The following is a 12,685-nucleotide window of genomic DNA, read 5'->3' on the forward strand; positions in this document are numbered from 1 at the left end:
GCGCGTCATGCTTTGCCTATGTTAGAGCGTCAACAGCTGGCACTAAAGTGCCAGAATGTATAAAGAATGTACCTAAATTTGGGTACTTATAAAATAGTTGGCGCGGCAAATTTTGCGTTATTTTTTGCGACGGGCGGATGATTTAGAGGACATTAGTTATAGCGAATATTCTACTTATATATATTTCTTATTTTTAATTTCTTTATCTCAGGTTTTAGTTATTTTTTAGGATGTAAATCTATAAGGGACTGTCAAATTAGACAATTAATCATCGAGTAAACCCGCGTTACTTCGTTCGAACTCTCATAGTGTTTTACTCAATAATGTCCGCATCATGGACCTTCAGCGACAGCTGTTTTCCATCGGCTGTAAGTTCCAGCAATCACCCAACCACCAAAAACCCATGAAAATTCATATATTTAGAGCGGGCCAAAAATGCAAATAGCTAAAAATTAGTTGTTTACATATAAAACACTTATGTTTAAATTAATATTGTAACGCTTAAATTAACCTGTAATTTATATTCAAATTGCTTTGAATCCAGGCAGCGTTAATGCCAGAACATAATAAAAACCAGAGCATCCAAAATAGGACAGCACGATGACTTTCAAAAAGAACGCCCTTAGTTCCACCATCGCTTTACTCAGTACCGCCGTCATTAGTTACTCTAGCCAAGCCTCTGTTCTTGAAGAGGTGACCGTAACCGCTCAGAAACGTGAGCAAAGCCTACAAGATGTAGGCATTGCTGTAACCGCCTTCAGTGGTGACCAGATGTCAGCCCTTGGGGTAACTCAAAGCCACGATATCGCTACATTTAGCCCAGGGGTACATATCTCCGGCAACATGGCCGGCCAGAATACCCAGTTCACCATTCGTGGTGTAACCCAAAATGATTTTAACGATATCGTTGAAGCGCCAAATGCGGTCTATCTCGATGAGGGTTATCTAGCGATCGCACAGGCACAGACTTTCGCTGTATTTGATGTTGATCGAGTGGAAATTTTGAAAGGCCCACAGGGCACTTTATTTGGCCGCAACGCTACCGGTGGATTGGTGCATTACATTTCGCGCAAAGCCAATATGGAGGAAGTTGAAGGTTATATTGATTTGACTTTTGGTCAGTACGATACACCAGCTAACGCCAATAAGTGGACCTTAGAAGGTGCTGTAGGCGGCCCTTTGACTGAAAAGCTTGGCGCTCGCGTTGCCTTCAAAACTAATCAGCAAGACGGCTACCTAAAAAATCTCTACCCACAGGGTGCCAATTCAGATTTGCCTGGTGGCGGATCTCCAGGTAACGGCGCTGGTGCAGATCTAGGTGGCGACGATACCAAAGCCGCACGTCTTAACCTTACTTACGAAGCCAGTGACGACACCACGATAAACTTTTCAGCTAACTACGCTAGCTCAAAAAGCAGTACCGGCCCATACCAATCAAAATCCACCATTGCAGTGCTTGATGCCAATGGTGAGCTAATTAATGTGATTGATACGCCGGCTGGCGAAACTCGCTTAACGATTCAAGGTGATGGCGATGGTGGAGCGGATGTTATCGATGGTGACCAGTTTATTCCCGGTGGCGCTATTGGTTTAGCGGGTCGCCCTGTACCCGGCGGTGATTTCTTTGGCTACGTCGATCAAGACGGCGCTGATTTCACTTTCTCAGGAGACTTTGCTTTTGAAGACCAAGGCTCTACTGATACTTGGGGCCTAAATTTTAATATCGCTAAAGAAATAAACGAAAACGTCACTATGACGGCGATAACCGACTACAAAGATTATGAAAAATTATTATTTATTGATGTCGACGCCGCGCCAATAAACCAGCTTGCCAACTACGCCGGCGTTGATGCCAGTAGTTTCTCACAAGAGATTCGCTTTAATGGTGAAAGTGAAAGCAGTCGCTGGGTTGCCGGTTTGTTCTATCTGAATATCGACAACCATTCCGACAATGGCTTGAAGGCCCCTGTAAACAGTATCGTTGATGCTTTGTTTCCGCCTGTAGATATCGGTGTGCAAGCAAACCTGGAGACTAACTCTTACAGCGTATTTGGTCAGGTAGAATACGATATCGGCGATCAACTTATGCTGACCGCAGGTTTACGTGTGATGGAAGAAAAGAAAGATTACGATGTTGAAATCGGTGTTTATCTTTCTGAAGGCAATCATACAGTTAACCAGGGCTCCCCAATTCCAAACGCCTTTGGCGCTGGTTCTCCGTTTAACCATGACTTAGAAAGCTCTGACACGCTATGGACCGGTAAAGTGCAATTAGATTACCGCCCAACAGATGATCTACTGATTTATGCTGGTATTAATCGTGGAGTGAAAGCGGGTAGCTTTAATGCGCCATTACTTGGTGCCTACTTAGGCTCAGGCGGCGAAGCTGCACTACCTTACGACGAAGAGATTTTAATGGCCTACGAGGCCGGTTTTAAGGCGACTCTGGGTGATGGCAATACCCGCCTAAACGGATCGGCTTATTATTATGATTACAGCGACTATCAAGCATTTTTGTTTGTGGGTGTAGGCGGTGTCGTTATCAATGCCGATGCCGTCAACAAAGGTATCGAGCTTGAGCTAATTACTAGCCCTGCAGAAGGTTGGGATATTTTATTAAGCGCTTCATACTTGGATGCCACTGTAGAAGACGTATTACTGCGCTCTGGCTCTCCATTACCACCACGCGATGTCCGTCCAACTTATGCGCCGGAAGTTCAGGCTACCGCTTTAGTACGATATGAGTGGGAAGCAATGGGTGGCATGATGCATGTAGCGGCTGATGTCAGCTATTCGGACGAGTTCTATTACAATTTGCGTAATTTTGACGCTGATAAATTCGATAGCTACGTCATGACCAATGCGCGTCTTGGTTGGGCAAGCGCAGACGATAAGTGGGAAGCGTCTCTTATCCTGCGTAACGTCACCGACGAGCGTGCAGGTGTGCAGGGCTTCGACCTAGCAACGCTGTGTGGTTGTAACGAAGTTTCTTACCGTGACCCACGCTGGACTGGCGTTAATGTAAAATATCGTTTTTAATAAAGCTTAAATGGGGCTTAGCTACAAGCAAGCCCCATTACCTCAAACAATAATAACGTATAGCATTCTTACACTCACTGGCATTATCTTTTTTCAGATTAGCCTATCTAGGATGTGAGCATGAACCATGATTAAACGCCGAAAATTTCTCCAAGCCAGTGCGCTGGTATTTGGTTTCAATGTCGCTGGCAGCCTCGTCAATTTAAGCTGTTCACAAGCTGCTGAGTTAAAAATTCCCTATCAAGTTTTCAGTGAACCCGATGCACAGGACTTGGCTAGGCTAGGAGAAGGGCTAGCTACTGGTGCAGAAAAAGCTGGGGTCGCGCATTTTATCGATCAACAGTTACAAAGAGACGGGCAAGCAGATTGCTTATTGATGATCCGTTATCTTGGTGTAGCACCACCTTTTAGTAATTTTTATCAAGCAGGTCTGAACGCTGCTCAAGCAGCTTCACTTAAAAATTTTAGCAAACCCATCGTGCAGCTGAGTGATAGTGAGATAGAAAGTTTTATTTCTAATATGGCAAGCGATGCTCTCGAAGGCTGGCAGGGACCGCCAGCCTCTTTTTTCTATTTTGTTTTGCGTGCTGATGCGGTAGATGTTGTATACGGCACCGAGCCAGGTTTTGCAAAACTCGGCGTTCCTTATATGGCCCATATAAAACCAACAACAGCCTGGTAATACTGTGAGTACAATAATTCAAAGTGATGAAGTAGATGTTTTAGTGGTTGGCTCCGGTGCCGCGGGGAGCCTATTTGCAGCGACGGCCGCTAAAGCCGGCAAGCAAGTGTTAATTTTAGAAGCCGGCCCAGAAAAAAAATTGAGTGACTTGCAAAGCTCTCAGATTTGGGCGCGAAAGCTTAAATGGGCCGGCAGTCCTGTTGAAGAAAGTGGCAATCATAAAATAGGACAGAATTTTAATTCCGGCTTCGGTAGCGGCGGCAGTGCAGTACACCATTATGGAGTGTGGCCACGATTGCACGAGAACGACTTCAACACTCAAAGCCAATATGGTATTGGTCTTGATTGGCCGATCCAGTACGACGAGTTACGTCCATTTTACGACCGCATTCAAAAACATATCGGCTTAAGCGGTGATGCTAAGGCAGAGCGCTGGCGCCCAGCCGCTGATGATTATCCAATGCCCGCGTTGCCGACTTTGAATCAAGGAAACGTCATCGCCAAAGGCTTTAAAGCTAAAGGCCTGCACACCGCGCCAATACCCTACGCGGTAAATTCAATTCCACAAGGCAATCGCCAATCCTGTATTTTTGATGGTTGGTGTGATGCTGGCTGCCCAACAGGTGCATTGGCTAACCCACTTGTTACCACGCTGGCTGAAGCAAAGCTTGCTAGCGCAAAAGTGCTTAACAATTGCTTGGTTCGTCGAGTCTTACTCAATGAAGCGGGGGATAAAGCTACTGGCGTTGAATATCAAAACTCCAATGGCGAGATCTTTATCCAAAAAGCACAAGTTGTTGTGCTCGCAGCGTTTACTGTGCAGAACGCTCGTCTACTCTGGCTTTCTCAGCACAGCAAACACCCCCAAGGTTTAGGCAATAATCACGACTTACTGGGCCGATATTTAATGACGCACCCAGCTCATACTATTTGGGGCGTATTTAAAGAAGAAACCCAGCCCCATATGGGCTTGAGTGGCGGCCAATTAATTTGCCAAGATGGCTACGCTAACAAACAAGCAATACCTGAAAGTTACGGCAGTTATCAGTGGCTCATCGCCAATGCCTGTAAACCTAATGATCTACTGGGTATTGCAACTTCACGGGCGGATTTATTTGGTAAAAAGCTAGATCGCTTTATGCAGCAGGCGAGTAAACACTTCGGCACCATGGTGGGTATTTGTGACGATATTCCATCAGCCGAAAACCGGATAACCTTGAGCGGCAAAAAAGACAGCAGTGGCTTAGCGCTTGCGAAAGCTCATCACGATATCGATCCGCGTGTTGCCAAGCTTACCGAGCATATGGTGAAAGAAGGTTTAGAAGTCTTTAAAGCGGCCGGCGCCAGCGAAAGCTGGACCGGACCACGAGCCGGCATGCATATTATGGGCGGTACCATTATGGGGAAAACTGCCAAAGACTCCGTATGTAATAAATATGGGCAGCTACATGATGTAGCCAATGTATTCGTGGCCGGGCCCGGCTTGTTCCCCAGTAGCGGAGCTGTGAACCCTACCTACACAGTTACAGCCTTGAGCTTAATGGGTGCAGAGCATATGCTAAACAGCTGGAGTCAACTCAGCTAAGCGATGCGCATTCAACAAGTTTTAAAGGGGGTAGGGTGAAAGAGAGTTACCGTGGTCAAGTCGAAGAGGCTTGGATAGATCTTAATCAACATATGAACATGGGCTACTATTTAGTGGTCTTTGATCTTGCCACCGAGAATTACTATCGCGATCTGAATATTGGCGGCGTCAGTGATTTAGATGATGGTCATACCATCTTTTCTATTGAGTCTCGCTTGTGTTATCGAAAAGAGCTACGTTTAGGCGAGCGCTTTATTATCGAAACCCAGCTATTAGGTTTTGATCACAATAAGGTACACTACCTCCACAAAATGATGACCGAAAAAACTCGGGAGCTAGTGTCTCTCAATGAATGTATGGTAATCAATGTCGATCAAACAAGCCGCCGTTCAACAGCCTTTACTCAAAGCAACTTACAAGCTTTACAAGCAGAGCAAGCTCAGGATCAAGACCTGAATGTTGACCCTTGGGTAGGACAAGGCATTCGCCAAATAGGCTGGCCGGATAAATAAACACAATTTATCGACATAAACACCCTGGAAGCTCATGGTAATAGCTGAAACAATAGAGCTATACAATTCAGGGGAATCACCATGTCAAAGCCCATCCAACTTATTGGTAATGTTGGCTCGCCATACACCCGCAAGATGCTGTCCTTATTGCGTTATCGTCGTATTGAACACGCGATTACCTGGGGTGACCCAAGTGCTGAATTAGACAAACTTGGGATTCCAAAGCCCAAGCTCGCCTTTATGCCTACTTTTATTTTGGATAATGAAAACGGTGAAGCAGAGGCCGTTTGTGATTCCACACCTATTCTTCGACGGCTAGAAAAGCTATCTAGGGAACGCTCTGTATTACCTGACGACCCGGCACTGAACTTTATTAATTATTTACTGGAAGACTATGCTGACGAATGGTGCACTAAATTTATGTTCCACTATCGTTGGCACTTTAGCGAAGATGCCGATAACGCCGGAACTCAGCTACCACTATCAATGGGCGTCACCCTAGCGGAAGATAGCTTGCTGCAATTCAAGGCGTTTTTTAGCGAACGCCAAATTGGGCGACTAGGATACGTCGGTTCCAATGAAATTACCGCTCCGGTAATTGATGCGAGTTTTCGCCGCCTACTGCAGCTTTTAGAAGCTCACTTTGCCCAGCTACCGTACCTTCTCGGTAATAAACCTAGCTCAGCTGATTTCGCTTTGTTCGGTCAACTCAGCCAACTTATTGGTTTCGACCCAACTCCCCGCGCTATTGCTTATGATTTATCCCCAAGAACGGTGGCCTGGGTGAGCATAATGGAAGACCAAAGTGGCTTAGAGGCTGACAAGCTTCAGTGGAGTAAGCTTGATGAGCTTCCTGAAACCTTAAAGGATATTTTAAGGGAGCTGGCAAAAACCTATGTACCCGCCTTACTGGCCAACGCTGAAGCGATCAAACATCACCATTTAGAATGGCAGACTCAGATTGATGGCAAGCTTTGGAAGCAAGCGAGTTTCCCCTATCAAAGCAAATGCTTAAACTGGATTCGTCAGGAATATCAAAGACTTGACGATAGCGAACAAACTCAAGTTGACACCTTCTTGGTGAACACAGGTTGTAAAGACCTATTAGTTTAACCCTTGCAAAATCACCTTTAGATTAAGAGGCTTTATTTTTTAGCTATTGACACACTGGCACACATGGGAAACAATGTTTCCCATAAATATAAAAGTGAATACTAGCCGGTGGATCAGATGACAGATTTTCTATTTTACTTTGCCCTTTTTATTGCCATTGTTCTCACTATTGGTGAAACCTTAGTCCTTGTTAAAACCGATAAATACTGGCCACTGTCCGTGGATGACTATGCAGTGTGTGGCTTATTAGCCTTCAGCGCATTTAATCTGGATAGTGGTTTTGGGCTCGCCTTGATGTTACTGGCTTGGTCATTTATGGCCGGCAACTTATACGCCATGCTGTTTACCCGCATGGATCCAAATGGCGGGACTCGCGAGCGCTTAGGGGCCTTGGCGGTATTAATGGTTTGCGCACTTATCGGTGCCGGCCTGACGGCCAATGAAATAACAGCCTTGATCAGCGCTTAGGAGATAGCCATGAGCACTTTAAACCCCACTCAAGTCGCACAGTACAAAGAACAGGGTTATATCTGCCCGGTGACTATTCTAAACCCAGAAGAGGCCGCCCTAAGCCGCGCCAAATTGGAAGCCATGGAAGAGCTGCAGGGCAAACCTATGGATCGCATCCAATGTAATAAAACCTATCTGTTGTACGACTGGGCCGACGAGTTGGTACACCACCCCAAAGTACTGGATGCCGTAGAGGCCTTAATTGGCCCGGATATTCTCTGCTATATGAGCAATTTATTCACCAAGGAAGCGGGCACCGGCAGCTATGTGTCTATGCACCAAGATGCCGCTTACTGGGGTGTCGATGCCGATGATGTGGTTACTGCCTGGATAGCATTAAGTCCCGCTACCGCTGAATCGGGTGTAATGAAGGTAGAGCCGGGTAGCCATACTAGTGAGCGCTCCCAAGTGAATACCTATGCCAAAGACAATCTACTGACCCGCGGCCAAGCAATCCCAGAGAACGAGCTGGAGCCTGAAAAGCAGGTATACATGGAGCTAGAGCCAGGGCAAATGTCCTTACACCACTTTATGTTGGTGCATGGCTCCGATCCGAATCAAAGCGATGATCGACGAATCGGCCTAGCGATACGCTATGTTGCAGCCAGTGCTAAAAAGATTGGTAAGCCCGAATCTGCACTGTTAGTACGTGGGCAAAATAAGGGTAATTTCCTGCTGGAAAAGCGCACTAAAGACTTTAGCAAAGGCGCCCGCACCGTTGAGCATATTCGCGCCTTACGACGTCAGCTACACAATATTTTTGAAGCCAGCCCAGATGCCGACTGGAAAGAGCGCTTGCGACTAGGGGTCACTAAAAATGCCGCTATCGCACTAAGCTATTTCAAAGAGCTATCGGCCAAGGTTTCTGCCTGAGCCGCACTCCTGCATTTGGCTAACTCACAAGAGCTTCTGGCTTAGCGGCCTGCTCGTTTTCAGTACGGATAGCCGGGCGCCCAGTCAGCTCAGTTTTCTTGCCATCGAAACGCTCATAAAAAGCCCGATGCGCGGCAAGAGAGCATGCATCATCCCGGTGGCCATAATCATGTATCCACTGGGTGAGCATCTCTAGATTTTTATCTTGGGATGCTTTGCTGGAGTATTTGTGGGGCTCCCAGGGGCGAGCTTGAGCATTGGCCACACAATCTTCAATAGGTAAATTTAGGAAGATCAGCTCATTGGCGTCTTCTTCTAAGAGCTCCAACAAATCTGCATAACAACCTTCAATTACCCAGCCCTCATGCTGCTCTACAAATTCAGTAATCAAGCCCATGGATTCATCCAATGGCATGCGTTTGGGGGGCAACTCGGGCAACCAAGCGACAGTATCTAGGTCCAGATAGCCCAGCCCCTCGCTAGTCGCCAAATAATTAGCTAATGTTGATTTTCCAGAACCTGAGTTTCCGGTAATGAGCACTTTTCGCAAAACAATTTCCTAAGACAAATCCAGCAAGCGGCGCGAGTATATACGAGCTTATATGACGCTTTTGTGTCGCTGAGCAAGCTTTACTTCATAAGTCGCGTAGCTCAACCAATATCGCGGAGCATTCTAATACTTCAATATAAATCAGACCTGAATTTTAGGTCTGGATTAAGGTATAGAGCGACAATTCAAACCTGTCAATTTGCCCAGACAAGACAGACTCCTGCCCAGCTTATTGATATGACAGCGAGGAACCCCTGAGCCACACAATTAGTACATCCTTCAGCCGTAAACACAGCTTCAAGCTATCTAATCAACCAATTCGATATCAAAATGGTCCAGCAACCGTATGGCCTCGAAGCGGCTGAACTTTGCGCCCGATGTCGTGTTCTCACTCAAGTTAATATCGTAGTTGCTTGATTCTGTCATATCGCAGCTGCTTAGATTCGTGTGTTGAAACAAGCTCCCAGTAAAATCGCAATAACAAAGCTTGGCGTCTGTAAAATCACCATCTCTAAAATCGACATTATGCAATTTGCTGTCTTCGATGATCAATCCAGGTAAAGACACTCCATAGAATGAGCTATCGTTTAGCACTACCTGATTAAATCTAATAGGCGATTCAAACATAATTCGAGGCCAATGCACCTTGCTCCAATTCACCCCAATGATCTTACATAAGTTGAATGACACATCGGAAAACTTGCAAGCATCGACCCGAATCAAGCTGAGGTTGCAGCTATTAAACTCACACTCTATAAAACTGGCCCTCGAAAAGTCCGCTTCACTAAAGTTACAGTTTTTAAAAGTGCAATCATCAAACTCCTTCCCTTCTAAACTGATTCCAGAAAAATCTTGATCTGAAAAGGTTTTAGATAAGAAGGTGCTTTCCTTTGAAAATTCCTCTACCGTCATTACAACTTACTCTTTTTAAAGTAGGCACAGCCCTTATTGTACCGCTTATAGCCATACATTAACTACGCCCCTCAACCAGCAAGCTAAAGCTCTCTTCGAGGGAAGGTTCTTCAAAGAAGGAGTGCATTTTCCAGAACATATCTTCTGTATCTGTTTCAACTCGCTCAGGCTGAGCTTTACGGCGAGTAGCCAACTGATCTAGACAGTGCTGATCGGAGCGAGCCAGATAGAAGAGTTGATGCGGCGCAGCGATCTCTGCAAAGATACTCCGAAACCAATTGCGTTGATTTACAGTATTTGCCGGAAAATCCAGTACAACATCGCTTCCTGTAGTCAATATAGATTGCACTAGCTCTTTCACTATAGGCTTCAGGCGTGTTGAATACTCAATGTAGCTCGATAAACAACGCACCTGAGCAGGGTATAATTTTTCCAGCCATAGATCTTCCGATATAAGCACCGCTTGGCATTGCTCTGCGATTTGTTTAGCTCGTGTAGATTTCCCTGCCGCCATCTTTCCACAGAAAAAACTCAGAGTACCTATTTGTTTAGCCATATTGCCTCCGTATATAAACCCAGGAGGCAGAAACAAAAAACCCGCCTCTTGGGCGGGTTTAAGAATTAGTTATGCACTAGCCAACCCACCATTGATTGATAATGATGGTAATAATGACGGCTTGAGTGCTAAGTATTTTGTTCATAGGTGGATATTGGTTGAGTATTGAGCAGTTGTCAAGCATCTGTATGCGCCAGCCTTAATCGCTAATTCTGCACGAGAATATCAATTACTCATTCCAGCATAGGCTTCACACCCAGTTGTTAAAAGCAATCGCCAAAGACAAAGGTAGGTGCCTTCCTGGTTTTACCAAGTAAGCTGTATACACTGGTTCCCGTTTACACCAGCTGCACCTACTATTGGGAAAACTAACATCACCATAATAATAATTGAACCAAGGAAAATGTATCGAATAAAGTTACCAGGGTGACGGTAAGCATTTTTATTGAAAGCATGCACAACCCAAGGAAATACCCAGTTGTTATACTCTTCTTTTAACAGAAATTGCAACCAGATAAAGCTAATGGTAAAGGTTATAAAAGCGGTACAAAATGAGTACACAATTACCAATTCATAAACTCCACACTGAGAAATATTAGCGCTAAAACCCATTTTCCTTTCCTGTACATCAGTAACCTGAAGAAGAGCTACTAACTTCTATCCATTATTATTAATAGACCCGAGCCACAGTTTACGCCATCACTATAAGGTATACACATCCCTAATGGATCAGTATTAGCGTATCGCGTTATGGCTCTACCTACGAGAATCAACTCTTAACAACCCCCAAATGAACCCTGCGACTACCCGTTAGAAAATTATTCGAAAATCATTTCCTGTTTCAGGAGAAGCCCGCTTTGCCGAAAAGTAGCCGCAGTCTCGGATATTACCTCTTAAGCTTAGCCAAATACTTATCCAACTGATTGGCAAAAGCCTGCTTTTCTTTTGGCCCCAAAGGTGGCGGGCCACCACTTTGGATACCACTGGCTCGCATGGTGTCCATAAAGTCGCGCATATTTAGTCGAGCACCAATATTGGCTTTGCTGTACGGCTCACCACGCGGGCTTAACGCCTTTGCGCCTTTTTCGATAACTTCGGCGGCTAGAGGGATATCAGAGGTAATTACAAGATCGCCTTCAACACAGCGTTGTACGATTTCATTATCGGCAACATCAAAACCGTGAGATACCTGAACACTGCTAAGAAACTTAGATTTAGGTACAGGGATATATTGATTGGCGATTAAGCAGCAATCAGTTTCTGAGCGATTCGCAGCCCTGAATAAAATCTCTTTAATGGCTACCGGACAAGCGTCGGCGTCTACCCATATTGTCATAGTCTTTCCTAATCTGTTGGTAATTCGCCCGATTGCTTTATTTCAAAGCGATTACCCTCTGGGTCAAGATAGTAGATCCAGCGATGCCCACCATATTGACCTAATTCTGAATCGGCTTTATAGCCCATCGATTGCATACGCTCAATGGCGATATGTATATCATCGACTTCAAAGGCTAAAACCATTGATTGCTGTTCAGTTGTTTTACGTTGCCCGCTAGCCTTGCCACCATCAAATATCTCAAAGCAGTCGCCATTCTCAGTCTGCATTATGGCGCAATCATCGCGGTAACTTCTCAAGGACAAGCCCAGAGCCTGCTGATAAAAATCGCTAAGCTTTTTTACATCTTCTGCAAACAAACCGACCCAAGATATCGCCAGTGATTTCATGTTTTATATCTCTTTTTCTCTTTATTGTTCTATTTTTTCTTAACTAATAACTTAGCCTCTAAGGCTTCAACCGCTTCATGTGCCGGGCTATTACTGAGCAGTTCGCTCAGTGAAAGGTAAGGGTAGGGCAGTGCCTCGGTCCACGTTAAGAAGGGCTCTTTTGTTCCTTCATCTAAAACACTCATCACATCAATGATAATTTCCAAACGATCAGCCAATAGGTGCGGCCCTGAGCTTGAAAACTCCCAGTGATAATCGCCATAGCCAAAGCGTACTTTGCCGGTGGCCTTTTCCGTCATAATAACCAGCCAACCGCAGCTCAGGCTCTGGTCTGCCTCTCGCAGGGTATCAGTGATGCAGTAGGTATAGATATTCTCATATTGCTTATTAAAATCGCTCACCAATAGCTGGGTGATAGCCGCTAAGCCCCGAGTGTTTGACGGGAAGCTTATGTTCTCGCTCTTCACCCGCATACTCAACGTCGCATGCGGCGCGAAGGCCTGCTTTAATAAATTGGGCTTGTTGTGATCCTTGCCCTGTATATATCGGCTAATGGCCTTTTTCATAGAAGCATTCATTGAATTAGTCATTGTGCTCTTAGCCTTGACAACTTTACATAGTCCTCATG

General features: G+C 45.3%; 14 protein-coding genes. 7 read left to right on the forward strand and 7 right to left on the reverse strand.

Annotated elements, in window-relative coordinates:
• The first annotated feature begins 600 nt into the window (after positions 1-600).
• The 7 genes from Q1A08_RS05440 to Q1A08_RS05470 all read left to right on the forward strand — a co-directional run bounded on the left by Q1A08_RS05440 (position 601) and on the right by Q1A08_RS05470 (position 8,314).
• Positions 601-3,039, forward strand: coding sequence for a TonB-dependent receptor (locus Q1A08_RS05440; RefSeq protein ID WP_299770599.1), 2,439 nt, complete (start codon positions 601-603; stop codon positions 3,037-3,039).
• 127 nt (positions 3,040-3,166) lie between these two features.
• A complete protein-coding gene (locus Q1A08_RS05445) occupies positions 3,167-3,721 on the forward strand; it encodes a gluconate 2-dehydrogenase subunit 3 family protein (RefSeq protein ID WP_299770601.1) in 555 nt (184 codons plus the stop codon).
• Positions 3,722-3,725: 4 nt separating this feature from the next.
• Positions 3,726-5,306 carry a GMC family oxidoreductase gene (locus Q1A08_RS05450; RefSeq protein ID WP_299770603.1) on the forward strand — a complete coding sequence of 527 codons (1,581 nt, stop codon included), beginning with the start codon at positions 3,726-3,728 and terminating at the stop codon, positions 5,304-5,306.
• A 35-nt stretch (positions 5,307-5,341) separates the two neighbouring features.
• On the forward strand, positions 5,342-5,818 hold the full coding sequence (locus Q1A08_RS05455; RefSeq protein ID WP_299770605.1) for a thioesterase family protein: 477 nt from the start codon (positions 5,342-5,344) through the stop codon (positions 5,816-5,818).
• An 81-nt stretch (positions 5,819-5,899) separates the two neighbouring features.
• A complete protein-coding gene (locus Q1A08_RS05460; RefSeq protein WP_299770607.1) occupies positions 5,900-6,931 on the forward strand; it encodes a glutathione S-transferase family protein in 1,032 nt (343 codons plus the stop codon).
• Positions 6,932-7,048: 117 nt separating this feature from the next.
• Complete coding sequence (locus tag Q1A08_RS05465) at positions 7,049-7,399, forward strand: hypothetical protein (RefSeq protein WP_299770608.1); 351 nt, start codon at positions 7,049-7,051, stop codon at positions 7,397-7,399.
• A gap of 9 nt (positions 7,400-7,408) precedes the next feature.
• The gene (locus Q1A08_RS05470) at positions 7,409-8,314 is read left to right on the forward strand and encodes a phytanoyl-CoA dioxygenase family protein (protein ID WP_299770610.1); all 906 of its coding nucleotides are present in this window, start codon (positions 7,409-7,411) and stop codon (positions 8,312-8,314) included.
• Between the two features lie 19 nt (positions 8,315-8,333).
• Here the strand turns inward: Q1A08_RS05470 and Q1A08_RS05475 are convergent, their stop codons facing one another.
• The 7 genes from Q1A08_RS05475 to Q1A08_RS05505 all read right to left on the reverse strand — a co-directional run bounded on the left by Q1A08_RS05475 (position 8,334) and on the right by Q1A08_RS05505 (position 12,647).
• The gene (locus Q1A08_RS05475; RefSeq protein WP_299771107.1) at positions 8,334-8,855 is read right to left on the reverse strand and encodes an AAA family ATPase; all 522 of its coding nucleotides are present in this window, start codon (positions 8,853-8,855) and stop codon (positions 8,334-8,336) included.
• Positions 8,856-9,170: 315 nt separating this feature from the next.
• Complete coding sequence (locus tag Q1A08_RS05480) at positions 9,171-9,776, reverse strand: pentapeptide repeat-containing protein (protein WP_299770612.1); 606 nt, start codon at positions 9,774-9,776, stop codon at positions 9,171-9,173.
• A gap of 58 nt (positions 9,777-9,834) precedes the next feature.
• Positions 9,835-10,332: an ATP-binding protein gene (locus Q1A08_RS05485; RefSeq protein ID WP_299770615.1), complete on the reverse strand. Its 498-nt coding sequence runs from the start codon at positions 10,330-10,332 to the stop codon at positions 9,835-9,837.
• A 306-nt stretch (positions 10,333-10,638) separates the two neighbouring features.
• Positions 10,639-10,944, reverse strand: coding sequence for a hypothetical protein (locus Q1A08_RS05490; protein ID WP_299770617.1), 306 nt, complete (start codon positions 10,942-10,944; stop codon positions 10,639-10,641).
• Positions 10,945-11,218: 274 nt separating this feature from the next.
• Entirely contained in the window at positions 11,219-11,668 is a 450-nt protein-coding gene (locus tag Q1A08_RS05495) for a YaiI/YqxD family protein (RefSeq protein ID WP_299770619.1), read from the reverse strand.
• Between the two features lie 8 nt (positions 11,669-11,676).
• Positions 11,677-12,057, reverse strand: coding sequence for a VOC family protein (locus Q1A08_RS05500; protein WP_299770621.1), 381 nt, complete (start codon positions 12,055-12,057; stop codon positions 11,677-11,679).
• 29 nt (positions 12,058-12,086) lie between these two features.
• A complete protein-coding gene (locus tag Q1A08_RS05505) occupies positions 12,087-12,647 on the reverse strand; it encodes a hypothetical protein (protein ID WP_299770623.1) in 561 nt (186 codons plus the stop codon).
• Between the last annotated feature and the right edge of the window lie 38 nt (positions 12,648-12,685).

This window comes from uncultured Pseudoteredinibacter sp. (assembly GCF_947500695.1).
Taxonomy (GTDB): Bacteria; Pseudomonadota; Gammaproteobacteria; order Pseudomonadales; family Cellvibrionaceae; genus Pseudoteredinibacter.

Coding starts and splice junctions, on each gene's coding strand:
- Q1A08_RS05465 (WP_299770608.1), top strand. CDS start 7,049: ATGACAGATTTTCTATTTTACTTTGCCCTTTTTATTGCCATTGTTCTC.
- Q1A08_RS05440 (WP_299770599.1), top strand. CDS start 601: ATGACTTTCAAAAAGAACGCCCTTAGTTCCACCATCGCTTTACTCAGT.
- Q1A08_RS05470 (WP_299770610.1), top strand. CDS start 7,409: ATGAGCACTTTAAACCCCACTCAAGTCGCACAGTACAAAGAACAGGGT.
- Q1A08_RS05485 (WP_299770615.1), bottom strand. CDS start 10,332: ATGGCTAAACAAATAGGTACTCTGAGTTTTTTCTGTGGAAAGATGGCG.
- Q1A08_RS05505 (WP_299770623.1), bottom strand. CDS start 12,647: ATGACTAATTCAATGAATGCTTCTATGAAAAAGGCCATTAGCCGATAT.
- Q1A08_RS05480 (WP_299770612.1), bottom strand. CDS start 9,776: ATGACGGTAGAGGAATTTTCAAAGGAAAGCACCTTCTTATCTAAAACC.
- Q1A08_RS05495 (WP_299770619.1), bottom strand. CDS start 11,668: ATGACAATATGGGTAGACGCCGACGCTTGTCCGGTAGCCATTAAAGAG.
- Q1A08_RS05445 (WP_299770601.1), top strand. CDS start 3,167: ATGATTAAACGCCGAAAATTTCTCCAAGCCAGTGCGCTGGTATTTGGT.
- Q1A08_RS05500 (WP_299770621.1), bottom strand. CDS start 12,057: ATGAAATCACTGGCGATATCTTGGGTCGGTTTGTTTGCAGAAGATGTA.
- Q1A08_RS05460 (WP_299770607.1), top strand. CDS start 5,900: ATGTCAAAGCCCATCCAACTTATTGGTAATGTTGGCTCGCCATACACC.
- Q1A08_RS05490 (WP_299770617.1), bottom strand. CDS start 10,944: ATGGGTTTTAGCGCTAATATTTCTCAGTGTGGAGTTTATGAATTGGTA.